Origin of the sequence: Leuconostoc carnosum (assembly GCF_007954525.1) — a bacterium.
Lineage (GTDB): Bacteria > Bacillota > Bacilli > Lactobacillales > Lactobacillaceae > Leuconostoc > Leuconostoc carnosum.
On sequence record NZ_CP042374.1, the window covers coordinates 157,536 to 180,408 of the forward strand.

Consider the following 22,873-nt stretch of genomic DNA (forward strand, 5'->3'; position numbering starts at 1 on the left):
ATATGCTTTATTAAAGGTTTAGTTTGTCCAGTGGCAAATTAAACCTTTTTATCAAAAGTTTTAAAGTGGATGAGGAGGAATTTTTAATGAATCTCGATAGATTGTATGAGTTAAATGATGGGCACCTGTTACCTAAAGTTGGTTTGGGAACCTACCAAATTCGTGGTTATCAAGGTGTTGACCAAATTTTGAGTGCAATTCAAAGTGGTTACCGTCTGCTCGATACATCTACAAATTATGATAGTGAAGGGGCCGTAGGGGAGGCTATTCGTCGTTCAGGTGTGCCAAGATCTGAATTCTATGTCACAACAAAACTTCCTGGACAATATCACCATTTCGATGACGCTTTACAAATCATTGAAGAATCACTATTACGGTTAGGATTGGACTACCTGGATCTATATTTGATTCACTGGCCGTTACCCAAACGTGATACTTATGTAGAAGCTTGGCAAGCATTAATTGAGGCTAAGAAACGAGGCTTGGTGCGTTCTATTGGTGTATCTAATTTTGAGAAGGAACATCTTGATAAAATAATTGCAATAACAGGTGTTACGCCCGCTGTTAACCAAAATGAGATCCATCCTTATTGGCCGCAAGAATCCTTGGTTGCTACGAACCAAGAATATGGTATTGTGACAGAGGCATGGAGTCCGTTGGGTAGAGGTAGTAGTGAGTTGTCAGAACCAGTAATTGTAAATTTAGCAGAAAAATATGGTAAAGATACTGGTCAAATTATTTTAAAATGGCACTTACAACGACATATTTTACCTGTAGTTAGAACAATTTCACCTCAGCACCAACGTAACAATTTAGATATTTTCGATTTCACATTGACTGAGGATGAAGTAAGTCAAATAACTAACTTAGAAAGTGTAGACGGTCGTATTGACGATCAAGATCCAAAAGAGTACGAGGAATTTGGCTGATTGCTTAGTCAATATGGACTTATTAGCCTTCATATATATTTGTATGGATGTCATTAAATAGTACTATTAGTACTAACTTGATACTAAAATAAAAGCTGCAAATCCTTAATGATTGTTTTTGACAATCTGTATTGGGGTATTTGTAGCTTTTTCAGTGTTGGATTGTATTTTGCTAATTAATGTATCTATCTAATTAGAAAATGTTTTTAACAGTAATAATTTAATTATTAATGGTACAGTAATTTATCGAAAAAAAGATATCAATAGTTGATGAAAAAGGGGTGGATAGGGGGTAGTTAAAATTCGGATTAGAGTCTTTATTTTTGGTAGTCAAAAGCACAAAGATTTTAAGTATCGGTCAAGCTCCAAAAAATAAAGTACAAGATACAGGTATGATATGGTAAAATGTTTCGGAAGATAGATTACGAGCGTGTTTGGATGTAGATTGAAAAGAATTTTATTAATGTGATGCTTACTGATAATTAAAAATAAGCAATATTCACTAATGAAATTTCTTACCATGCAAGCTATTAAATTTAAGAAAAGAGGAACTAAAATAACATGAAGTCGCTAGATCAGATAACACAATTAGTGGGAACAAAGTCCCTCAAAAATCTTAACTATGAACTTCAAAACGCAGATTATGAAGGGTGTACTTTTCAGATTGGTGAGACAACGTTTAGAAGTCGATTAGCAAAATTGACTCCAAAAAAGAAAGGATATTTTGTTGCTTTCTGGGAAAAAGACGCTAATAATCAAAATATCGCTTTTCAACTTAATAATAGCCCTGATAAATTAATTATAGTCATTGATGACGATCAACAAAAAGGGCAATTTATCATACCAAAGGATGAGTTACGCAAACGGCATGTTTTGACAGATACCAATAAGGTAGGTAAAATGGCTATGCGAGTCTATCCATCGTGGATCAAAGATTTGAATTCAAGTGCTCAGAAAACACAAGCATGGCAATGTCAATATTTTGTTGATGTTAAAGATGATGATCTAACCGAAAAAATAAATGTACTATATTCTCTAAAATAAAGTGGTGACAATTGATAGCATTTTAAAATATATTATTGGTTGAATTTAGTCAAAAAACTAATATTTTGTTTATTCAGGAACAATTAACACAATATGAATTATTGACAAAATATGACTTTGAGAGTTATGCTAGTTCTATGATGATAGAACAAGAAGATTTAAAAAGAGCAGAAATTTTTAAGACGCTTTCAGATGTTAATCGATTAAGTATTATTAGAACTTTGTATATTGCTAATCGTGAAATGACCTGTGGGGAGATAGGGCAGCAATTAGATATCAGTAAATCAACAGTGTCATATCATTTTAAAATGTTGCGTGCTGTTGGGTTGACTCATACAAGGAGGGCGGCTCAGAGTAAATACCTATCTCTTAATTATCAAAATTTTAATAAATATTTACCTGGGTTTTTAGACTCTTTATGAGTCTTTTATTTTTAGGTTTTAGTTCGATTGTTGTGAAACAACCGAATGATAATTGGGGGATATTTTGAAAGAAAAAAATAATATAATGTTTATTATGGTGGCGGTCTTAATTGCTACATTTATGACATCTGTCGAAACGACTATTATTACAACCGCTTTACCAAGAATTGTAAGTCAGCTAGATGGCCTATCAATGCAAAGTTGGGTTTTTGCAACTTATCTATTAACCACTGCATTGTCAACACCTATTTATGGAAAATTAGCAGATCGTATAGGTAGAAAAAGTATTTTTCTAATTGGTATCATCATATTTGTCGTGGGTTCATTTTTTTCCGGGTTATCTAATCAGATGATTATGTTGATATTTTTTAGAGGGCTGCAAGGTATTGGTGCTGGAGCGATCATACCCATCACTTTTACTATTATTGCTGACTTGTTTCCTTACGAAAAAAGGACTACCATGTTAGCATTAAATAATACGGCGTGGGGAATTTCTGCTTTATTAGGGCCATTAATTGGTGGTTACATTGTTGATCAATTGAGTTGGCATTGGGTATTTTTTATAAATATACCTTTGGGTATATTAGTTTTTGTCATTATTTTATTTAATTACAAAGAAGATAAGCAATTTTGTGTTAAAAAATCTATTGATTACAAGGGGATTATAGCATTATCAGGATTACTAATAACGACATTATTGTTGTTTCAAGGTTTAGGCGAAACTAATCTAAATAAGTCGGTTATATGGATAATGGTATTTTTACTCATCGAATTTGCTGTACTATTTGTCAGAATAGAGAAACACGCCAATGATCCAATCATTCCTTTAGCATTATTCAAAAATAATATTTTTACGATACAAATTTTGACTGCGTTATTACTAAGTGCTATTCAGATAGGCTTTCAGACCTATTTTCCAATGTGGCTACAAGCTATTTATAAAGCTAGTGCTGCCATTGCAGGATTAACTGTTACGCCTAGTCCGGTTCTTTGGCTGATATCATCTTTTTTTGTTGGTGTTTTAATGAAGAAATGGGCACCTAAATATATTTCAATCGCTCTCATTTTAATAATGGTTCTATTTTATCTACCGTTAACATTTATAGAATCAACAGTGACACAATCAATTTTCTACGTGATTTCTGGTATCACAGGTGCATCACTGGGTATTATTATTACCATGAATACTTTGATTTCACAACGCGTCGTAGATCAGTCACATTTGGGAACGGCTTCTGCTATGCTGACTTTAGGAAGGACGCTAGGGCAAACCTTAGCTACCGGTATTTTTGGCCTGACCTTCAATTTGACGATTAATCATCAATTAAGCAATGTAAAAGTAATTAATATTTCAATGGTAAATAATTATATCAGCAGTAGTCATAAGTCAGAACATATTAGCTTGTTGAATGGTGTCATTTTATCAGGTTTGCACAATGTTTTTTTAATCGTGCTGATTATTTTGGGTGTTGTTTTGATACTCAATATTATGGATAAAAATGCAGAACCAATTAAATAGTGAGAATAAAACACGACCTCAGAGAAACAGGTCAATTGAGTGAGGTATAGCTAATTAGAACTAATCACAGTCATTTACCTGGAATAGCAAGATAAAGAATACCAACTTTTGAAAACGGGTAATTAACGATTAATTTACTTAACATACGATGTATGTTAGTATACTTATAAATAATAAGTATACTGTCATTTTGGAAAGTGAGACATAGAGTTATGAGTGATATTCAAAGTTTGGTTAGTCAACAGTTGGAAGCATTGCTGGAAAATGAAAACAACACGGTATCAAATCTATCTAACGCAGCTGCCTTGATATTTCAAAATTATGAAAATATCAATTGGGCAGGGTTTTATATTTATAATACCGAAACGCAAGTCTTGGATTTGGGTCCTTTCCAAGGTAAAGTAGCATGCATGCATATTCAACCTGGAACCGGTGTTGTTGGGGCGGCTTTTGCTCATAAAAAAAGTATGATGGTTCCAAATGTTCATGAGTTTACGGGACACATTGCCTGTGATGCAGACAGTAATGCTGAATTAGTTATTCCAATATATAAGAATGAACGAGTTTATGGCGTTATTGATATTGATTCACCAGAGTTAGATCGCTTTACTGAAATTGATAAAAATGAAGTTGAAGAGTTAGCGCAAGTACTAGCACAACATATTTAAGAATTTATAATAGAAACAGCAACTGATATATTAAGTGGTCTAATATATCAGTTGCTATTTTTGTGCTTGAAATAACGTCATAGCTTGTAAGACTTGTACTAAATCTAACTGTTTAACATGTTTCTAGGAGGATATGTTATAATACATGTATATTTAAAAACAACAAGTTAGTTATAGAAAGGGATTTTTAAATTATGAAATATGCTATCACTGCTGCCACTGGTAAATTTGGTCAAGCTGCTGTTACTCATCTACTTAAGACAGTACCTCATGAGGAGATTGTCCTAATTGCTCGTGATTTAGATAAAGCAAAAAAAATTTTTGGTAATGTTGAAGTACGCGAAGCATCATATGATAATGTGGATCAAATGATCACTGCTTTGGAAGGGATTGACCGTGTGTTATTTATTTCCTCTCAACCTGGCGGAAGAGTTGAACGCGTTGACCAACATCTCAATATGGTTAAAGCTTTGTCTGCTAGCAATGTGAAGTTTGTTGCCTACACAAGTTTTCCAAAAGCTGAGACATCTTCTAGCTTTTTAGCTAGCGATCATAAAGCAACAGAAAATGCTATCAAGGCAGCAGGCATCCCTCATGCATTTTTAAGAAATAATTGGTATATTGAAAATGAAATTGGCTTCTTGAGTAGTGGTGTTGCTAATCACATTGCAGCGTATTGGGCGGACAACCATGCTGGTTGGGCGCTTGAACGTGAATATGCGGAAGGTGCTATTAAAGTGCTTACGCAGATAGAAAATAAAGAAGTATATGAATTTTCGGGTCCGGCGAAAAACTTTAATGATTTAGGTGAGGCATTGAAAGTGGCTACTAATCAGAATGTTAAAATTGTTAAAATGCCAGCTAGCGACTATACCGCGCAGTTAGAGAAAACAGGATTAGATCATGATACTGCCGTCTTGTTTACTTCGTTTCAAAAACCTATTGATGATGGCTCACTGGAAACAAGTAGTACAGATTTAGTTGATGTATTGGGACATAATCTCAAGCGTTTACCTAATGCCATTCAAGAGATTTTAGAAAAATAAAATGTATCATTTAATGTGATTATTTGAAAGCAAGTAAAGGACATAGCTATAAGTTATGTCTTTTTGTATAACTAAAAGTTATAATATACTGTCAAGTATTATAAAGTGAACAAATCAAGAAAAGAGGTAGACATGCGGTTTTCTTATAAGTTGAGTGATGCAATACATATATTGGCGTTCCTAAGCATCTATGAAAATGATGATCTTTCTAGTCAAAGAATAGCTGATAGTATTGGTTCAAATGCTAGTGTTGTACGTAATTTAATGAGTGATTTACGAACAGCATCATTAATAATAACCCGGCAAGGGACTGCTTCACCACAATTAGCGCAAGATATTGCTGATATTAGCGTTTATGATGTTTATATGGCGATTACGATGGATCACAATTTACTACATATTGATTCCAAAACAAATCCAGACTGTATTGTCGGCGCGAATATTCAAAGTACATTAGATGTTATTTATAGTGATATTGAAACAACAGCGCATGATGAAATGAAAAAAATAACTATAAAATCCATTGTTGACGATATATTAGCTCAGCATAACGCTAATATATGAACTAGTTGACCAATATCGGAAATTTTTTAAAGATATCAAGTAGAGAAGTGGCTTGTAATTGGGTGATGAGTAATCTGAGTAATCACTTTGTGTCATAAGAAAGAGTCATGGCTGTGGGGGTATGATTTAAAAATAATTGATACGATTCAACATATTCATCTTTGCTATGTCATAGTGATATGGTTTACATTATATGTCGTACACGATATAATATTTTAGGAGGTAATCATATATGGTTCAAGATGAACATCTATATGATGAGTTATGCTTATCAGTATATAATACCAATCGGTATTTTCACCATTTATATGAGTACGTTTTAGACAAATATGACTTATCATATTTACAATATATGTGTTTACTTATTATTCATAAGCGTCAGTCAGTCAAATTGATGGACATTGGTGTTGAACTGGAGTTGTCTAGTAACACCTTAACGCCGGTGATTGATAAGCTTGTTAACAAGTTATGGGTTGTCAAGACACAAAATACTACAGATCGGCGCAGCAAAGTACTTGAGATAGCTGAAAACAAGACAGTTTTATTTGAAAAAATATTGTCTGAAGTGACTATTATGCGTGATGAATTAATACGTCAAAGCGGTCGATCAATTGCAGATGTACTTGAAATAAACAAAGCACTAAATTTAGTGTTGAAAAAAATGTTACAAGAACAAGAAACAGTAAAAGAGGGAAAATAAATGATTGCGTATATTATTACAACTGTGGTAGCCGTTGAGGCTATTGGAATCATGTTCATTGAGATGTTTGGTTCATCGGCAATGCAAGCAAAATCTTTTGAATTAGATAAGTCATTTGTGGAAATGCCAGAAGTGAAGACGTTATTAGCTAACCAAGGCATTTACAACGGTTTATTAGGTGTGTTAATTATTAGTACAATGTTAATGTTGACTGGTCCACAACAAATTTTAATGTTGCAGATGGAAATGTTGTTCATTCTAATTGCAGCGGTGTATGGCAGTTTGACAGCTGCCAGAAAAATTATTTTTGTTCAAGGGCTACCAGCTTTAATTGCTTTAATTACCTTGTTTATGACGAACTAATGACTGTCAATAGGCACTAGAATATGACTAGATGTTTTGTTATGGTGTAATAATAAATCAAAAGAGTATTTTAGATAAAATACTCTTTTTTAGTGTGTTTATGGTAAGTTATCATCAATGTAATTGCAATGCCTAATGATTCATAAAATTTTGCAATTATTTGGAGTAACCATTGGGACTGTGGTTTACACAACAACTGTTTTAACAGTTATTGCAGTAATTATTATTTATTACTTCATTTATTTACAAACCTCCAAAACATATTATCGGCAAGCTACTCAGAAAAATGAGTCATAAGGTACTAACAGGCTATCAATCTAGACTTATGCCAGTTAATGTATGATATCAAGGATACTAATGATAGGTGACAATAGTTAGATACCAAGTTTAATGTTAATTATTGCTGAAAGCAAATTATTTGCCAGCTTATATTATTGGTGTTACGTTTAAGATGTAAATGGAAACATAGTTTTGATGTCGTAATAATTAGAAGTTTAGAAAAGAGACTATTGTAAAAGGAGAATAAAATGACAATTGCAATTATTGGTGCAGGAAATATTGGTCGCGCGATTGCAACCAATTTATCAAAACATGGGCAGCAGTTTTTACTCGCAAATCGTACGGTAAGTAAAGCCAAGCATTTAGCTGATGAAATTGGCGACAATGCTACTGTCGTGACGGTCGAAGAAGCTATTGATCAAGCAGATACCATCATATTGGCGATTTTCTTCGCTGACGAAAAACAATTGATTGAAAAATACCAGCAACAACTTGCAAGTAAGTTAGTGATCGACCCATCAAATCCGATTTCGTTTGATGCAACTGGCACAATGAGTCGTACGTTACCCGATGGGGTTTCGGCAGGTTCTGAAATTAAAAAACTTTTATTAGCAGATACTTTATATGCAAAAGCATTTGGTTCTTTAGATGCTAAGACACTTATAGCTGGTGGTGATTATCAAGATAGCCAAGTTATTTTGTACTTCGCTGCCGATACGTCAAAAGCTATTGACAAGGTCAGCGAACTTATCACTAACGCTGGCTTTGCGCCAAAGTTAGTCGGCACGGTTGATGAATCAGCACTTGATATTGAAGTGGGTGGTGCATTACATCAAATGGGTGGCTTAAATGGGGCTGTACCTACGCTCGACAGCGTTAAATAGAATAGTTTGAGTTCCTGTAATTATTAAAAAGCAACACACCTATGATGTGTGTTGCTTTTTTGTTCGGATAAGTTACTTTAAAGCATTCTTTACGTTATAATTCGAAATTTATCACTATAAATCAATCCAGTAGCGACACCAATATTTATCTGTATCAGGCTCATTAACAATATTTTCCAAAATACCACCATTGGATTCAATTGTTTTACGGCTGGCTGTATTCCATATTTCAGCTGTAATCAAAATTGGAGAAATATGACGTGCCTTATAAAAAGCAAGTGTGAGTTTCAGCATTTGTTTTGCAACACCTTGTTTACGCCAAGCTGGTGAAACACCATACCCTATATGTCCGCCAAATTTCAGTAAATGATCATTTAAATCCCATCGAGCCGACACGCCACCTTTGATGATATTATCTTCAATAAAAAAGTAATTAGTAGCTTTCACAAGGTGATTGACATTGTGTGTTTTCATTTTTTCTAGATTGATTAAGTATTGCGAAAAAGTGGAATCCAACGATGTTGCTATTGAAACCTTTTTCGTTTCTCGTTTCCAATCTTTAATCCAGTTATTGAAAATCGTTTCATCTGCTAATTGTAATTCTCTAAATGTCATTTTATCCCCTAAAGTAATGTAGAAATTTATAATCATCATACCACATTAGAAAAACAACAATTATTAAAAGTAATAAAGTTATTATAAATGAATCCAGATTAAATAATGGCTATATAATGATTTATTATAAAAATATCATGTTTACTAAGTTGATGAATTGTGTTAAAATTTTGACAAAATGACTGTGAAAGGTAAAAAGATGACTTATATTTTTCCTAAAAAAATCAAACGTGGTGATGAAATACGTATCATTTCACCCAGTTCTTCAATTGATCGGGTTGGTGGTTTTGATGAGAACTTATTGGCTAAAAAGCGGTTGGAAAATCAGGGATTTAAAGTGACATTTGGTAAGCATATTTTAGAAACTGATCAATTTCATTCAAGTTCCATCCAATCGCGAGTTGCTGATTTACATGAAGCGTTTTGTGATAAAAATGTAGCCATAGTAATGACAACAATCTGTGGCTTAAATGCTAATGAGCTGTTACCATATATTGATTGGGACATTATACGACATAATCCTAAAGTTTTTGTTGGTTATTCTGATACTACTAGTTTGCATAATGCTATTAGAGCTAAAACAGGACTAGTTACCTACTATGGTCCAAGCTACTCATCATTTAAGATGGATGAGTTACAGGATTTTCAAACCAAAGAATGGTTAAGAGCAATGACTGAATCAAACTATGAATTACGTGCAAGTCATTTATGGACTAGTGATAAGTGGTTTAACCCCAATTTACCACGGCATCTTATGCCAAATAAGTGGAAAATATACAATCATGGACACACAAGGGGCGTGACAACTGGAGGGAATATACAAACATATTGTCTGCAATCAGGTACAGTATTCTTCCCTGAAATTAAAAATCCAATCATTTTCGTAGAGCAATCTGAGGGTGGCGAAGCACTTGAATTTTCTAGAAAACTTGCCCAGATTTTACAAATACATGCGGATATAAAGGGGTTAATCATTGGTAGATTTCCAACTGAAAATAAAATGTCTGCATCTGATATTAAGTTTATATTAGACAAGTTTCCAATACTGAAAAGTATTCCTGTTGTTTATGATATTGATTTTGGACATACTCAACCTATATTTACCTTCCCATTAGGTGGTGAAGTATCACTCGATGTCGAAAAAAAGAATGATGTGTCAATCACTGTTTTAAAAGGATGATTCAGATGGCGGTTAAGTCTTTAATCAGTGTGAGCCAATAAAAACTTTTGAATAGCTTTTAATGCTAAATCATATCGCCCAGCTTGACAATGTTGTTCGCCACCAGTTTCTTTGGTAAAGATTTTAGTTTCGAGTGATTTTGCATTTATTAATTCTTGCTGCTCGCACTTTAAATCTTTAAATGGTACATATTGATCATCTTTTCCAGCAAGTAATAACACGTTTTGATTAACTAAATGTCCAATACCTTTGATGGTGTGCTTTTCAATTTCTTGTAATAGCGCGTAGGGCGTGTTTGTGCCGGTATTTTCATATCCTTTTGTAAACAGGAAGTTAAGGTTAGAATTAACTTCAACTAAAGGCGTAATTAATTGGTTTAATTTGACGTTGTTATTTTCTTTTAATAATTGGCGAATAGTTGTCTGATCATTTTGAGAAAAATCTTTTAGGAAAGTGTTTAATCCATCGTAGAAAAAATCAAAACAAATAACATTTTTGATTCGTTTTTCATAGGCTGCAGCTCGAACAGCGAAATAGCCACCCCATGAAACACCCATAACATCGACTTGATCTAAAGCAAAGTAATCAATTATGGCACTTACGGGCTTCTCAAAGTTAGATATAAATTTAATATCATTATCAATTAATGCACGTCCTTGGCCAGGACCATCAAAGAAAATAATATTATAGTCTAAACCTTGAAAGAAATTAATCGCAATTAAAAGTTCTTCCATAAAACTGTCAAAACCATTGATGATAATTAATGTTTTGCTAGCGTTAGCTTTAATATTGACTTTTATTGCTGGTAGATACTTACCTTCATAAGGCACTTCATAATTTTCATAATTAATTTCTGTATGAGAACGATAGAAATTATCTAAATAACGATGGACAACTTCTTTTTTATTAGTATCATACTGACTTAAATAGAATTGTGCCAGTCCAAAATAGGCGCAAGCAAGTGTAAAATCACCATTTTGTTCTCTGGTTTCTCCTAATGTAAACCAAGTTTGGTACCAAGAATCCGCATTTGTTAATTTTGGAATAGCTATTTGTAAATCATCTTTAACTTGCTGGTTTTCCTTGATTTCTTCAAGTTGTCGATTGATTTGTAAATTCCATTGTTGATTATTTTTGACATATTCGTAAAACATGTTCAGACCTCTTTCTTTATTTAATAATTTTATTATAATGAAAAGAGTGAGGGGCAACAATTAGCAAAGCTATTGATAATGTCCATAAATGGACATTATATTTTGAAATGTCTATTTATGGACAGAAAAGGATAGTTCTGTATGACAGATATCAGACCAACTAAAACAAAGCAAAATATTGAAAACGCATTTATTAACTTACTAAATGAAAAAGAATTGCATGCAATTACTGTTGAAAACATTTGTAAAAAAGCGTTAACGAGCCGTTCTACATTTTATTTACATTATTTAGATAAATACGATTTATTAGCTCAAGTAGTTGATACACAAATTCTAGTGTTCGAACAAATTGTCAAAAAACGACTTGATGGATTAATTTCAGGACACTTTGAAGAGACAATTGTACAGTTTTATAATGAGCTGACCGATAGGCAATTAATCATTCAAACATTGTTTTCAATTGATGAACCTGGATACAATTTAAAAAATAAATTTGAAAATATACTTTATCAATACTGGTTAAAATATTTGATTAACAAATCAAACAGTAGACATAATGAATTAATAGCTAAATTTGGGGCTAGTATAGTTTTTGACACGCTAAATTGGACTTTTGAACACGGCATTGATAATGACACGCTAAGTTTTGTTGAAAATATTAGAAAAAAGTTGCTCGATATGTCAAGTTCTTTAAAGTGAGCGTAAGGCATATTAGGTACTGATAAGTGTCACATAGGCACTTTAAGAAAACTTAGGAGAATGACAGTATGGCTTTAAATCCTGATGAAATTCAACAAGATATTTATAATTTAATTTTGAATCCAGCAACAAGGGAATGGGAACGAGAGATAATGGTGCAGGCCAAAGATAAGCGTGCTAGTGTTACTTTTAATTCGCAAATCGATACATTAAAATCTGATTTGCAACCATTAGCTATTCGAAATAATTTAACGCCTGATGTCATGGATTTTTATCTCAAAATAACTGGGCAGTCACAACCAGATTCATATGATCAAGTCAAGTTACATGATGAAAAGGACCCACCATATCAGGAACGTGCTATTTTTGCAGGTGGCTGTTTCTGGTGTATGGTAGAGCCGTTTGATACACGACCTGGCATTAAAGCAGTTATTTCAGGTTATACAGGTGGTGCATTACAACAACCAACTTATGATCAGGTGTTCAGTCAAAATACTGGCCATGTGGAGGCTGTAGAAATCCTATTTGATAGTCGTATCATAACGTATCAACAGCTAGTAGATGTTTATTGGCAATTAATTGACCCAACAGATAATTTAGGCCAAATCGATGATAGGGGCGAGAATTATCGACCAATTATTTTTGTAAATAATGACCAACAACGTCAAATTGCTGAGCAATCAAAACAAGCGCTTATTGATGCTGAACTTTTTTCACGACCAATTGTGGTCGAAATTAAATCTGCAACGGTGTTTTGGCCTGCGGAGAATTTTCATCAGAATTTTTATAAAAAGAATACGCAACGTTATCGAAAAATTAAGCGATCAAGACGATTATATTTATTTTTATTACGATCAAAAAATACTGTTCGCCGTCTATTTAAGAAAGAAAATTAGTATGATTTAGTAGGGTATCTCTATATTTGTTTGTTCATGAGAGACGCTAAATAAATGGTTGGTTTTTCTCCCACAGTTTATCAAGAAACAAATACCAAATCGATTCAAAAAGGTTGAAATTACTATATATTGACTCATAATGTGCAAGAACAAGTATTGCCTAAAGTTCTTGACGAAACGCAGTAAACAACAGGAGTAATTAAAAAAGAGCCCAGTATGGGGTCTTTTTTATATTAGTGAGTAACTTTAAAAATTATGATTATACGGATCATTATCATAACTTTTTTTAATAATGAATTATATAACAAAATAAAAAACATTTATCACAATAAAAAACATTAATATATAAACGATTATCAATCATTTTACTTATTTATGTTTGATTCATCACCTTTTTATGTGATATAATGAACATGTAAAGAGAAAAGGAGTTTTAATTATGACAGATCGGTTAAAGAATAAAGTTGCTATTATCACTGGTGGTACACTTGGTATTGGCTTAGCAATGGCTCAAAAGTTTGTAGAAGAAGGCGCTAAAGTTGTCATTACTGGGCGCCGTGCTAATGTTGGTGTAGAAGCGCTAAAGACAATTGGTGATGAATCAGTAGCACGATTTGTTCAACATGATGCATCTGATGAAAAAGGCTGGATTGATTTATTTGAAAATACGATTAAATGGTTTGGTCATGTCGATACGGTTGTCAATAATGCCGGTGTTGCAATTGCTAAAAATATTGAAGAGACAACATATGAAGACTGGAAATTTTTGCAATCAATCAACTCTGATGGCGTTTTCTTAGGGACTAAGTACGGTATGCAATATATGAAAAACCAAGCTGGTGGTGCCTCAATTATTAATATGTCATCTATTGAAGGATTTGTTGGTGATCCTAACTTAGCTGCTTATAATCACTCAAAAGGTGGTGTCCGCATTTTGAGTAAGTCAGCTGCACTACATGCAGCATTGAATGACTATAACTTACGTGTCAACACGATTCACCCAGGATACATCAAAACACCATTGGTTGATGGTATTGATGGTGCAGAAGAAGCCCAATCACAAAGAACTCAAACACCTATGGGACATATTGGTGAACCTAATGATATTGCATATATGGCAGTCTATTTAGCTAGTGAAGAATCAAAGTTTGCAACAGGTGCTGAATTCGTTGTTGATGGTGGCTATTTGGCACAATAAGTAAAATGCTATAGATATAGAAAAAGCAATCAATGTAGGGATTGCTTTTTTTAGTGACTCGATGTTGACGATGTGGACACAGATGATTACTATCATCATAATAGTAATCAGAAAAAGGCGGTTTGCTTTGACAAAGCCATTAAAATAGGCTATACTCATTAAAACTAGGGGCGCCAATTGGCTGAGAAGTACCCTTTGAACCTGAGATGGATAATACCAGCGGAGGAAAGTGATTTGTGATGCAACATTAACTTGTTAGCAATGCATATTTAACTCAATTTTTAGAGCACTTTTGTCCGCTGGCATAGGTGCTTTTTTCGTGGAGGTAAAGCATGGATTTAACAGAGGTTAATCGACAAATTGAGACACGACAAGGTGAGTTATTAGATTTAGTGGCGCGTCTAGTTGCATTTGAAACACCAGCACCACCAGCACGAAATACGCGAGAGGCTCAGAATTTTGTTGCTGATTTTTTACGGCCTTTAGGATTTGATATTGATCAATGGGCATTGTATGAAAATGATGATATCGTGGTTGGTACCAAAGCTGGAGATCCGACATGTCAGAGTCTGATTATTAACGGACATATGGACGTTGCAGCGTTAAATCCTGATGAAAAATGGACATTTTCACCGTTTGAGGCTGTGGTTCATGATGGCCGAGTCATTGGGCGCGGTGTATCAGATATGAAAGGCAGCCTGGCGGCTGCGTTATTTGCATTAAAAATTTTGCATGATCAAAACATTGCTTTACCGGGTAAAATTCTTTTTGAATCAGTGATTGGTGAAGAAGTTGGCGAAGCCGGTACGAAATCAACAATTGATCATGGCTATACAGCAGACTTTGCGCTTGTAACAGATTCAAGTGATTTAGAAATTCGAGGGCAAGGTGGTGTTATTACAGGGTGGGTGACGATTAAAAGTGACAAAACCTACCATGATGGCTTACGTCGTGAAATGATTCATGCTGGCGGTGGTTTAAGAGCGGCAAGTGCTATTGAAAAAATGGCAAAGTTAATCATTGGTTTGCAAGAATTAGAACGTGATTGGGCGATTAACAAAACCTATCCGGGTTTTCCTGCTGGGACGAACACGATTAATCCAGCAGTGGTCGAGGGGGGTAGAAATGCAGCATTTATTGCAGATGAAGCACGTTTATGGATAACGGTTCATTTTTATCCAAATGAAACTTATCAATCTGTCACATCGGAAGTCGAATCATTTGTGACGCGCTTAGCACAAGCAGATCCATGGTTACGAGACCATTTACCTACTTTTGAGTGGGGTGGCAGTTCAATGATTGAAGATCGAGGTGAAATTTTTCCATCCCTAGAAGTAGATGAAAAGCATGCTGCAGTTCAAACATTGTTAGACGCCCACCTAGGTGCTTTTGGTGAGAAAACCAAACTTTCTGTTTCCACAAGTGTAACGGATGGTGGTTGGTTTAGTGATGCACATATTCCTGCCGCTATTTACGGACCTGGCGATTTACGCAATGCGCACGCAGTTGATGAAAGCATTTCAGTTGCGCGTTTGGTGCAATATAGTAAATCCTTGGCACAGTTTATTGTCGCGTGGACACATACTAAAAAGGAGTAGATATGGGATTTAGTCATGAAATCATCACAGAAATTGACAACATTTGGCAAGCTAATTTGAACCATCCATTCGTGCAAGAAATTGGTGCTGGTACTTTGCCGGTCAAAAAATTCAAATATTATATGATACAAGATTATGTGTATCTTAAAGATTATGCTAAAATGTTTGCCCTAGGTGCTCTCAAAAGTACTGATTTGGCAACCATAACGCAGTTTTCAAAAATCCTGCATGCAACTTTAACTGAAGAAATGGCATTGCATCGTCAGTATGCTGCGCGATTCAACATTAGTGAAGAGGCGTTGTCATCGGCAGAACCGGCACCAACAACTTTAGCATACACAAATTATTTGCTATCAGTTGCCCAAAGTGGTGGGCAGGCAGAACTTTTAGCTGCATTATTACCTTGCATGTGGGGATATGAGGCGATTGGGAAAAGTTTAGTCCATTCACCGGGTGCCAAACATGCATTGTATGGTGAGTGGATTGCAATGTATAGCTCATCTGATTTTGGTAGTCTAACTGAGTGGTTAATGCAAAAATTTGATACCATAACAGCGCAACAGACATCAACCCAACGCGTGCACTTAACGACTATTTTTAAAAATGCATTACGCTATGAGGTACTCTTTTGGGAAATGGCTTATCAAGAAAAAAAGTGGGATGTTTGATCATTTTTTAGATTAATGAGTCTGTATTTTTTTAATTTACGTCAAATTCTTACATTGCTGACTAGTGACACATGATTTGTGGAATTTTTCTTAAATATTAGGGTTGATTCAAACTCGATCCACCATTTGAATTCACGTGTCACTAAACTAAATAACTTGCCATTGGTGCGCTGTTCAAACACGCACTTTTTTTGTTTGAATTTTAACATGTTACGTTCTTAATAAGGTATGATTTGTTGATCTAGTAATTTTTGACTGGCAATCTCTGATAAACATGTTTTGAGAACTTTTAATTTGAATTCATTTATATATTGAGCCATATTAAAACCCGATAACTTTCTGGACATTTTATTTTGTCCAAGTTATCGGGTTCAGTTCATGTTTATTACTGTCTTTTCATTTTAATTGAGCGAAGCTATTGATTAAAATATAGGCTTATTTATCTAATGACAGAATGTTTATTTAAATCCAATTGAGCCTAGTTTTTCATTTTTAACGCTTCGGTAAATTATAATATCGGATGCAATATACAAAACTGTTAGTGTCAGAGTGACAGAAATTGGGAGCCAATTAGCCCCTGACATATCGGGTTCCCCAGATAAATTAAAGAAAAGATCTGACCAATCAATAAGCGCATGTAGTATTATTGGAACAATGATCGATTTTGTTTTGACGTACACAGCTGCAAAAAGAAATCCCATTGCAGCAGCGTATATGACTTGATACAAAGTATATGCTAAGTTTTGTCCACCATATAACGTGTTATCTAAATGAATAAGTCCAAAAATTAAACTAGATAATAATGCAGAGTATAAGAATTGATAATTACTTTTTCTAAATACGTGAGAAAAATAGTTGAATATTACACCACGAAATATAGTTTCTTCAAATAATCCGATAATAAGCGATGACACTAATGAAACAATTAAAGCTACAAATATTTGACCAATAGGTAGTTGATGAAAAATAGTATCTAAAGATTTTGAAGCAACAATGTTACCAACAACTGTTGTTAACATTGAGGTAGTTGCAACAATAGGAATTGCCCATTTTTTGATTGTGAATCCAAAATTAAATTGCCAAACCAGCTTTATAAGTAAAATGTATACTATAATAAATGGCAACTCATAAATTGGGAATCTTATGCTACCTAAAAATTCTCTGCTATCATTTAAGATACCTATCGAAATACGCGTTGTAAGTGACGGGAAAATTAGAGGAATTATGCCCATAACGATTAGTAATTTTTTTTTCATAAATTAGTTCTCCTAGATATGTATCATTGACGTTTATCATTTTAACATGGAAATAATAGGAAAAGGTATTTTAAAATGGACACTTTAAACAAAAATGTCCAACATTATTTGAATAAACAGTAGACATCATAGATTAAATTATTAGATATCGTGACAATAGTGTTTTTAATTGAAACCTGCACAGCAAGAATACGGGTGAATAGATTTCTATATCGATTGATAGTACTAATGTCATACATTATGAAAGAAATTTTAATCACAAATAATATTCAACACTTGAATGTAAGGGGTTACAAGACTATAATATAGTTGTTATTAAAAAGGAGGAAATTCACATGGTTAAAGTTGCTGTTGTTACTGGTGGCGGACAAGGTATTGGCGAGGGTATTGTCAAACAACTCGCTTCAGATGGTTTTAGTGTTGCTGTTGCGGATTTGAATAAAGATAATGCAACTAAGGTTGCTGAATCTGTTGGTAACGGTTCAAAAGGATATTATGTTGATATTTCAAATCATGATGACATGTTCAAACTAGTTGATGATGTTGTCAAAGATTTTGGGAAACTAGATGTTTTTGTTAATAATGCAGGAATTGCACAAATTGCTGCCATCGTAGATGCAAATCCTGAAGAAATTACCAAGATTTTTAATATTAACGTCAACGGCACGATATATGGTGTACAAGCTGCTGCTCAACAGTTTAAAAAGCAAGGTAAGGGTGGCAAAATTATAAATGCTTGTTCTATTGCTGGACATCAAGCAGTTGAGTTGCTAGGAATTTATTCAGCTACAAAGTTTGCAGTGCGTGGTATTACCCAAGCAGCTGCAAAGGAATTAGCAAAAGACAAAATTACAGTTAATGCGTATTGCCCTGGTATCGTATTGACACCAATGTGGGATCAAATTGATGCAGCGATGGCGAAGATCTATGATCGACCATTGGGTGAAACAAAGCAAGAATACATTGATAGCATCGCTTTAGGGCGTGGTGAAGAACCAGCCGATGTTGCAAACTTAGTGTCATTCTTGGCTGATGAAAAATCAAATTATATTACTGGTCAATCAATTTTGGTTGATGGTGGTATTAATTACGTATAAAATTTTATTATGACGAGTAATGATTGTGATGTAACAAAGATATTCTCTGGCATTAGTCACTAAAAATGTGATTAAGAAAAGGGATTTTTTTATTGCTATAAAAATAATCATTTCAATAACCATTAATGGGATTACAACAATAAACTATTTAGAATGTTTTCAAAAATTTGATATATAACGGTAGCGCTGATTGATTCAAAAGCAACTTAGCAGATGAATATATTGCCATACTAATCGGTGAGCTCAATTTAATAGCATCAAATGAATATTCTTGAAAAAAATATTAATGTTATTCTATTCACAGAAGAAAAAACACACTCCGGTAGGTAGTCCGGATGTAGATTATATCTATCAGTAACCGGCCTCCATGGTTGTCCATCTTCTGAACTATTTTACTTTTATGGAGGTGTCAACATGTGCACGGTAACAAGTTCTTTAACAATTATTTTTGATCCGCCCTATTATAAAGGAATCTTTGAAGTTAGTAAGGCTAAATCATATGCAGTAGCAGAAATAAATTTAGGTACATCCGAACCTAAACTGCCTTTAATTCAAAAATTCATTTTTTTTACCAAAGAATTAGAAAATAAAATAGAGAAAAACAAGATTAATCCAAAACGATTACAACGTGTAGCAAAAAAGCAAATTAATCAAGGAGTTGGTACAGGTACTCAAGTCGCTTTAAAAGAGCAATTAAACGAACGAAAAATGAAAAGGAAGTCTTCGAACACTGCTCATAATGAAATTTTAAAGCAGCGAAAATTCGAGATAAAACAAGAGAAGAAGAAAGCAAAACATCGAGGCCATTAATCTATGTTGTCAATCAATACAATATAAAAGGTCGCGGTGCTTTTTAAATAGGACACATCCAAACGATTTAAGCGACAAAAACTTCAGCTTTGAATAATTAAAAAGGAAAGCTATTAATGTTAAAAAAACGACATTTCAAAATTGTGATAGTTGTAGTAATCGCGATTATTGTAACTATTTTATGGTATAGGCATAGTGTTGGTAAAAGTGACCAAGCGGTCAATGTTGATCAATCTCAATATATTCCAACACTTTATATTCACGGATGGGGTGCTGGCGCTCGTTCTACTAACAGTATGATTGATTATGCCGAGAAAAATTATAATGCTGATCAAGTATTAACAGTAATCGTATCAAAAAAAGGTGATGTCAAATTCCAGGGTAAATGGACTAAAAAAATCAATCGACCAATCATTCAAATTGTCCTACAAGATAATAAAAATGGTAATTATAATGTAACTCAAAAGTGGTTTAAAAATATTTTAACCAAATTACAAAGTACCTATCATGTTAAGAAATTTAATACTGTTTCACATTCGATGGGAAATTTAATACTGTTTCACATTCGATGGGAAATTTAATAACAATGTATTATCAAATGAATCATGGCAGTAATGATAAATTACCAAAACTTGAGAAACAAGTAAATCTTGCTGGACATTTTGACGGTATAATTGGACTTGATGATAAGGTTAATCGTAATTATTTTTTAAAGACTGGTGCGCCACGTTATCAAAACGATAGTTTTCGTGATTTATACCAACACCGCAATAATTATCCTAAAAAACAAGTAGATATCTTAAATATTTACGGTAATCTTGATGATGGTACGAATTCAGATGGTCGTGTTTCAAATGTTTCTTCTAGATCATTAAAATATATTTTACAAGATAGATACCATAGTTACCGCGAAATCGAAATTCATGGGGCCATGGGTCAGTAAATTACATGAAAATAACAATGTTAATCGTCTAGTGGGAAAATTCTTGTGGCAGTAACCCTGAATTAATATGGTGAGTTAACAATATGAGGAATCATTTATGCCAATATATTCTAAAAATACGTTGATACTAAGTATCTGAACTATTATTCAGTAGATTATTATCAGGGTATTTTTATTAGCCATTATCGATGACTAAACACCTTCAGAGCAAAATTTTACAAAAAACTTACAGAGCTAATACATAGGTATTTTATACTAAAGGTATCAACTATTAGGAGATGGATCTATGCAACTGACAGGTAACGACGGTGTGAATATGATAACGCATGAAACGCCTAAAAAAGGCTTTCAAACGACGATTGGTGAAAGAAATGTATTGATAATTTTACTAGGTATTGGTGTATTGAGCCTCGCTGTGGCAACGTTTTTTGACAAAAATGTAACAACCACTGTGATGGATCAAAATTCGATTTTTGGTAATGTTTTTCAAAATTATGCGGATCAAGGGGCAGGCATTGTATCTTTTGTTGCCTTTGAAATTATTGCATGGACTATTTGGCGTCGTGTTCAAGAAAACGTGTTACGTTACGTAGTGACAGCTGGCGCATTAGCCTTTGCATTGAATCAAATGCTAGCTATTTTACAAGATATGCTGAGTTATACCTATTCAATGTTCAATAACTTGTCCAAAGGGATACCAATGGGTGTAGCAAATAACACAACCGCTGAAAAGAATTATCCTGAAATATTACGTTGGGGGCTAGCAGTTGTCTTAACAATTCTGTTGTCTACCATATTTTACAATTGGATACAGAGCAAGAGCGAAGCCAATGTGAGCTATCTAGTAACGGCTGCATTAGTCGGCATTGTAGTAGTTTTTGTAGCACAAACAACAATTGGAGATATGAAATCCTTATGGAGACGATTTCGCCCTTATGAAATGACAACTGTTTCAGGTCAAGTTATGAGTGAATTCACGCCTTGGTATCACTTGAATGGTATCAACGGGCATAACTCATTTCCATCTGGGCACACAATGTCCGGTTGGTTATTCTTATATTTAACATTTTTTGTGCCACGTGGTCATGTTAGCTTGCAAAAAAAGATGACAATATTTGGCATCGCTATGGGCATATTAACAGCAATGAGCCGTGTCCGAATTGGTGCCCATTGGTTGAGTGACGTCACGGTATCCAGCATCATTGTTGGGCTGATTATTTTTATGGCAAGTCGACTGTTGGCAGCCCATTTTGTTGAACCAACAACAGATGTGTTAAAACAATAGCAATTAAATTAAAATACAATAATTTTTAAAAGAGGTAGCTTGCTAGTTAAATAACTAACAAACTACCTTTTGTTTCATTTAATTACCTGCAAAGACAAATTTTCCTCAAGTTATGAAGCGCTATGGCCTTATGATATAATCAATTATCACTTTAATTTTGAGAATATTTAAGAGGGATGAAATGGCAAAAATTTTTATTACATCTTATTTGGCTGGTACGCAACAAAAACTATTAGAATTCATGTCGAAGACTGATAATGTTCAAGACCAAATTTTATTTATAACAACTGCTGCAAATGTTGAATCCTATACGAAATATATGGCTGATGGCATAAAAATGTTGCAAAATCTAGGATACAAGTTAGATTTTCTAGATATTGCCGCAGAAAATGAATTGACATGTTATCAAAAAATAGAAGCAGCAAAAATAATTTGTGTAGCGGGTGGAAACACATTCTACTTACTTCAAGCAATTAAACAAAAAAACTTATTAACATTACTACGTCATAAAATTTTGAAAGATTGCTTATATATTGGGGAATCAGCAGGTGGCATTATTCTTTCAAAAAATATTCGATACTGTGAGGCGATGGATGATAAATCTTTGGCTCCTGATCTAGAAGATGATGCATCTCTTAATGTCATAGATTTTTTTCCATTGCCACATTACATCGAAAAGCCATTCATTGAACCTGTTAAAGAAATATTTGAAGTATACAAGTGTCAGATAAACTTGGTTCCAATTGATAATAAACAAGTAATTACTATTCTAAATGATGATATAAAAATATATTAATCTTAAACAGCATGGGGCTATTGTAGTCATATTTTCAAATTGTTCATATGCAAGTCAACCAATTTTGTCTGATGGTACGTTTATTATGTATAATGGTTTTAAATGATGATTAATAATTATAATGTAACAAATGTTGAGAATATAAGGACATGACAACCAAGGTCTTTTCGAATTCAGGGAATATTCAGCCTGTTGCTGTAAAATTGTTGTCAGGGCTGGACTTAGTTTTTCATGATTATAATTCGATAGCATAGAAAGAG

The 22,873-nt window shown here is 33.8% G+C and carries 26 protein-coding genes and 1 riboswitch; of the genes, 23 read left to right on the forward strand and 3 right to left on the reverse strand.

Annotated elements, in window-relative coordinates; genetic code table 11:
* The first annotated feature begins 86 nt into the window (after positions 1-86).
* The 11 genes from FGL89_RS00715 to FGL89_RS00760 all read left to right on the forward strand — a co-directional run bounded on the left by FGL89_RS00715 (position 87) and on the right by FGL89_RS00760 (position 8,418).
* The gene (locus tag FGL89_RS00715; RefSeq protein ID WP_014974366.1) at positions 87-929 is read left to right on the forward strand and encodes an aldo/keto reductase; all 843 of its coding nucleotides are present in this window, start codon (positions 87-89) and stop codon (positions 927-929) included.
* A 561-nt stretch (positions 930-1,490) separates the two neighbouring features.
* On the forward strand, positions 1,491-1,973 hold the full coding sequence (locus FGL89_RS00720) for a MepB family protein (protein ID WP_014974365.1): 483 nt from the start codon (positions 1,491-1,493) through the stop codon (positions 1,971-1,973).
* A 137-nt stretch (positions 1,974-2,110) separates the two neighbouring features.
* Positions 2,111-2,395 (forward strand): ArsR/SmtB family transcription factor, encoded by a 285-nt coding sequence (locus FGL89_RS00725; protein WP_041773210.1) that lies wholly within the window; start codon positions 2,111-2,113, stop codon positions 2,393-2,395.
* 64 nt (positions 2,396-2,459) lie between these two features.
* Positions 2,460-3,914: an MFS transporter gene (locus FGL89_RS00730; RefSeq protein ID WP_014974363.1), complete on the forward strand. Its 1,455-nt coding sequence runs from the start codon at positions 2,460-2,462 to the stop codon at positions 3,912-3,914.
* A gap of 212 nt (positions 3,915-4,126) precedes the next feature.
* On the forward strand, positions 4,127-4,582 hold the full coding sequence (locus FGL89_RS00735; protein ID WP_014974362.1) for a free L-methionine (R)-S-oxide reductase MsrC: 456 nt from the start codon (positions 4,127-4,129) through the stop codon (positions 4,580-4,582).
* 194 nt (positions 4,583-4,776) lie between these two features.
* Positions 4,777-5,628: an NAD(P)H-binding protein gene (locus FGL89_RS00740; protein WP_014974361.1), complete on the forward strand. Its 852-nt coding sequence runs from the start codon at positions 4,777-4,779 to the stop codon at positions 5,626-5,628.
* 132 nt (positions 5,629-5,760) lie between these two features.
* Complete coding sequence (locus tag FGL89_RS00745; protein WP_014974360.1) at positions 5,761-6,192, forward strand: Rrf2 family transcriptional regulator; 432 nt, start codon at positions 5,761-5,763, stop codon at positions 6,190-6,192.
* Positions 6,193-6,424: 232 nt separating this feature from the next.
* On the forward strand, positions 6,425-6,892 hold the full coding sequence (locus FGL89_RS00750; RefSeq protein ID WP_014974359.1) for a MarR family transcriptional regulator: 468 nt from the start codon (positions 6,425-6,427) through the stop codon (positions 6,890-6,892).
* Entirely contained in the window at positions 6,893-7,255 is a 363-nt protein-coding gene (locus FGL89_RS00755; protein ID WP_014974358.1) for a DUF1304 domain-containing protein, read from the forward strand.
* Positions 7,256-7,390: 135 nt separating this feature from the next.
* On the forward strand, positions 7,391-7,552 hold the full coding sequence (locus FGL89_RS08585; protein ID WP_014974357.1) for a hypothetical protein: 162 nt from the start codon (positions 7,391-7,393) through the stop codon (positions 7,550-7,552).
* A 230-nt stretch (positions 7,553-7,782) separates the two neighbouring features.
* Positions 7,783-8,418 (forward strand): NADPH-dependent F420 reductase, encoded by a 636-nt coding sequence (locus FGL89_RS00760; RefSeq protein WP_014974356.1) that lies wholly within the window; start codon positions 7,783-7,785, stop codon positions 8,416-8,418.
* Positions 8,419-8,532: 114 nt separating this feature from the next.
* On the opposite strand, the gene FGL89_RS00765 is transcribed toward FGL89_RS00760, so the two are convergent.
* Complete coding sequence (locus FGL89_RS00765) at positions 8,533-9,033, reverse strand: GNAT family N-acetyltransferase (RefSeq protein WP_147000261.1); 501 nt, start codon at positions 9,031-9,033, stop codon at positions 8,533-8,535.
* Between the two features lie 178 nt (positions 9,034-9,211).
* Between FGL89_RS00765 and FGL89_RS00770 the strand changes: the two genes are divergently transcribed.
* Positions 9,212-10,213, forward strand: a complete 1,002-nt coding sequence (locus tag FGL89_RS00770) for a S66 family peptidase (RefSeq protein ID WP_014974354.1) — start codon at positions 9,212-9,214, stop codon at positions 10,211-10,213.
* Between the two features lie 20 nt (positions 10,214-10,233).
* Here FGL89_RS00770 and FGL89_RS00775 read toward each other — a convergent pair whose 3' ends face one another.
* Positions 10,234-11,367, reverse strand: a complete 1,134-nt coding sequence (locus FGL89_RS00775) for an alpha/beta fold hydrolase (protein ID WP_014974353.1) — start codon at positions 11,365-11,367, stop codon at positions 10,234-10,236.
* Positions 11,368-11,508: 141 nt separating this feature from the next.
* Here FGL89_RS00775 and FGL89_RS00780 point away from each other — a divergent pair, with 141 nt between their 5' ends.
* The 5 genes from FGL89_RS00780 to tenA all read left to right on the forward strand — a co-directional run bounded on the left by FGL89_RS00780 (position 11,509) and on the right by tenA (position 16,426).
* Positions 11,509-12,066: a TetR/AcrR family transcriptional regulator gene (locus FGL89_RS00780; RefSeq protein WP_147000262.1), complete on the forward strand. Its 558-nt coding sequence runs from the start codon at positions 11,509-11,511 to the stop codon at positions 12,064-12,066.
* A 68-nt stretch (positions 12,067-12,134) separates the two neighbouring features.
* On the forward strand, positions 12,135-12,962 hold the full coding sequence (gene msrA / locus FGL89_RS00785) for a peptide-methionine (S)-S-oxide reductase MsrA (RefSeq protein WP_014974351.1): 828 nt from the start codon (positions 12,135-12,137) through the stop codon (positions 12,960-12,962).
* A 439-nt stretch (positions 12,963-13,401) separates the two neighbouring features.
* A complete protein-coding gene (locus FGL89_RS00790) occupies positions 13,402-14,160 on the forward strand; it encodes an NADP-dependent (R)-specific alcohol dehydrogenase (protein ID WP_014974350.1) in 759 nt (252 codons plus the stop codon).
* Positions 14,161-14,316: 156 nt separating this feature from the next.
* Positions 14,317-14,405: riboswitch (TPP riboswitch) on the forward strand.
* A gap of 87 nt (positions 14,406-14,492) precedes the next feature.
* Positions 14,493-15,758 (forward strand): acetylornithine deacetylase, encoded by a 1,266-nt coding sequence (locus tag FGL89_RS00795; RefSeq protein WP_014974349.1) that lies wholly within the window; start codon positions 14,493-14,495, stop codon positions 15,756-15,758.
* Between the two features lie 2 nt (positions 15,759-15,760).
* The gene (gene tenA, locus FGL89_RS00800) at positions 15,761-16,426 is read left to right on the forward strand and encodes a thiaminase II (RefSeq protein WP_147000263.1); all 666 of its coding nucleotides are present in this window, start codon (positions 15,761-15,763) and stop codon (positions 16,424-16,426) included.
* Between the two features lie 458 nt (positions 16,427-16,884).
* Here tenA and FGL89_RS00805 read toward each other — a convergent pair whose 3' ends face one another.
* The gene (locus FGL89_RS00805) at positions 16,885-17,682 is read right to left on the reverse strand and encodes a CPBP family intramembrane glutamic endopeptidase (RefSeq protein ID WP_014974347.1); all 798 of its coding nucleotides are present in this window, start codon (positions 17,680-17,682) and stop codon (positions 16,885-16,887) included.
* A gap of 335 nt (positions 17,683-18,017) precedes the next feature.
* On the opposite strand from FGL89_RS00805, the gene FGL89_RS00810 reads away from it, so the two are divergent.
* The 6 genes from FGL89_RS00810 to FGL89_RS00830 all read left to right on the forward strand — a co-directional run bounded on the left by FGL89_RS00810 (position 18,018) and on the right by FGL89_RS00830 (position 22,613).
* Entirely contained in the window at positions 18,018-18,779 is a 762-nt protein-coding gene (locus FGL89_RS00810) for an acetoin reductase (RefSeq protein WP_014974346.1), read from the forward strand.
* A gap of 414 nt (positions 18,780-19,193) precedes the next feature.
* Positions 19,194-19,589, forward strand: coding sequence for a YjdF family protein (locus tag FGL89_RS00815; protein WP_014974345.1), 396 nt, complete (start codon positions 19,194-19,196; stop codon positions 19,587-19,589).
* Positions 19,590-19,705: 116 nt separating this feature from the next.
* Positions 19,706-20,170, forward strand: a complete 465-nt coding sequence (locus FGL89_RS08780; RefSeq protein ID WP_014974344.1) for an alpha/beta hydrolase — start codon at positions 19,706-19,708, stop codon at positions 20,168-20,170.
* A complete protein-coding gene (locus tag FGL89_RS08785; RefSeq protein ID WP_050995375.1) occupies positions 20,158-20,532 on the forward strand; it encodes an alpha/beta hydrolase in 375 nt (124 codons plus the stop codon). The genes FGL89_RS08780 and FGL89_RS08785 overlap by 13 nt, the downstream gene beginning before the upstream one ends.
* A 286-nt stretch (positions 20,533-20,818) precedes the next feature.
* The gene (locus tag FGL89_RS00825) at positions 20,819-21,817 is read left to right on the forward strand and encodes a phosphatase PAP2 family protein (RefSeq protein WP_147000264.1); all 999 of its coding nucleotides are present in this window, start codon (positions 20,819-20,821) and stop codon (positions 21,815-21,817) included.
* 181 nt (positions 21,818-21,998) lie between these two features.
* The gene (locus FGL89_RS00830) at positions 21,999-22,613 is read left to right on the forward strand and encodes a Type 1 glutamine amidotransferase-like domain-containing protein (protein ID WP_014974341.1); all 615 of its coding nucleotides are present in this window, start codon (positions 21,999-22,001) and stop codon (positions 22,611-22,613) included.
* The last annotated feature ends 260 nt before the right edge of the window (positions 22,614-22,873 follow it).

Coding starts and splice junctions, on each gene's coding strand:
- FGL89_RS00715 (WP_014974366.1), top strand. CDS start 87: ATGAATCTCGATAGATTGTATGAGTTAAATGATGGGCACCTGTTACCT.
- FGL89_RS00720 (WP_014974365.1), top strand. CDS start 1,491: ATGAAGTCGCTAGATCAGATAACACAATTAGTGGGAACAAAGTCCCTC.
- FGL89_RS00725 (WP_041773210.1), top strand. CDS start 2,111: ATGATGATAGAACAAGAAGATTTAAAAAGAGCAGAAATTTTTAAGACG.
- FGL89_RS00735 (WP_014974362.1), top strand. CDS start 4,127: ATGAGTGATATTCAAAGTTTGGTTAGTCAACAGTTGGAAGCATTGCTG.
- FGL89_RS00740 (WP_014974361.1), top strand. CDS start 4,777: ATGAAATATGCTATCACTGCTGCCACTGGTAAATTTGGTCAAGCTGCT.
- FGL89_RS00745 (WP_014974360.1), top strand. CDS start 5,761: ATGCGGTTTTCTTATAAGTTGAGTGATGCAATACATATATTGGCGTTC.
- FGL89_RS00750 (WP_014974359.1), top strand. CDS start 6,425: ATGGTTCAAGATGAACATCTATATGATGAGTTATGCTTATCAGTATAT.
- FGL89_RS00755 (WP_014974358.1), top strand. CDS start 6,893: ATGATTGCGTATATTATTACAACTGTGGTAGCCGTTGAGGCTATTGGA.
- FGL89_RS08585 (WP_014974357.1), top strand. CDS start 7,391: ATGATTCATAAAATTTTGCAATTATTTGGAGTAACCATTGGGACTGTG.
- FGL89_RS00760 (WP_014974356.1), top strand. CDS start 7,783: ATGACAATTGCAATTATTGGTGCAGGAAATATTGGTCGCGCGATTGCA.
- FGL89_RS00765 (WP_147000261.1), bottom strand. CDS start 9,033: ATGACATTTAGAGAATTACAATTAGCAGATGAAACGATTTTCAATAAC.
- FGL89_RS00770 (WP_014974354.1), top strand. CDS start 9,212: ATGACTGTGAAAGGTAAAAAGATGACTTATATTTTTCCTAAAAAAATC.
- FGL89_RS00775 (WP_014974353.1), bottom strand. CDS start 11,367: ATGTTTTACGAATATGTCAAAAATAATCAACAATGGAATTTACAAATC.
- FGL89_RS00780 (WP_147000262.1), top strand. CDS start 11,509: ATGACAGATATCAGACCAACTAAAACAAAGCAAAATATTGAAAACGCA.
- msrA (WP_014974351.1), top strand. CDS start 12,135: ATGGCTTTAAATCCTGATGAAATTCAACAAGATATTTATAATTTAATT.
- FGL89_RS00790 (WP_014974350.1), top strand. CDS start 13,402: ATGACAGATCGGTTAAAGAATAAAGTTGCTATTATCACTGGTGGTACA.
- FGL89_RS00795 (WP_014974349.1), top strand. CDS start 14,493: ATGGATTTAACAGAGGTTAATCGACAAATTGAGACACGACAAGGTGAG.
- tenA (WP_147000263.1), top strand. CDS start 15,761: ATGGGATTTAGTCATGAAATCATCACAGAAATTGACAACATTTGGCAA.
- FGL89_RS00805 (WP_014974347.1), bottom strand. CDS start 17,682: ATGAAAAAAAAATTACTAATCGTTATGGGCATAATTCCTCTAATTTTC.
- FGL89_RS00810 (WP_014974346.1), top strand. CDS start 18,018: ATGGTTAAAGTTGCTGTTGTTACTGGTGGCGGACAAGGTATTGGCGAG.
- FGL89_RS00815 (WP_014974345.1), top strand. CDS start 19,194: ATGTGCACGGTAACAAGTTCTTTAACAATTATTTTTGATCCGCCCTAT.
- FGL89_RS08780 (WP_014974344.1), top strand. CDS start 19,706: ATGTTAAAAAAACGACATTTCAAAATTGTGATAGTTGTAGTAATCGCG.
- FGL89_RS08785 (WP_050995375.1), top strand. CDS start 20,158: ATGGGAAATTTAATAACAATGTATTATCAAATGAATCATGGCAGTAAT.
- FGL89_RS00825 (WP_147000264.1), top strand. CDS start 20,819: ATGCAACTGACAGGTAACGACGGTGTGAATATGATAACGCATGAAACG.
- FGL89_RS00830 (WP_014974341.1), top strand. CDS start 21,999: ATGGCAAAAATTTTTATTACATCTTATTTGGCTGGTACGCAACAAAAA.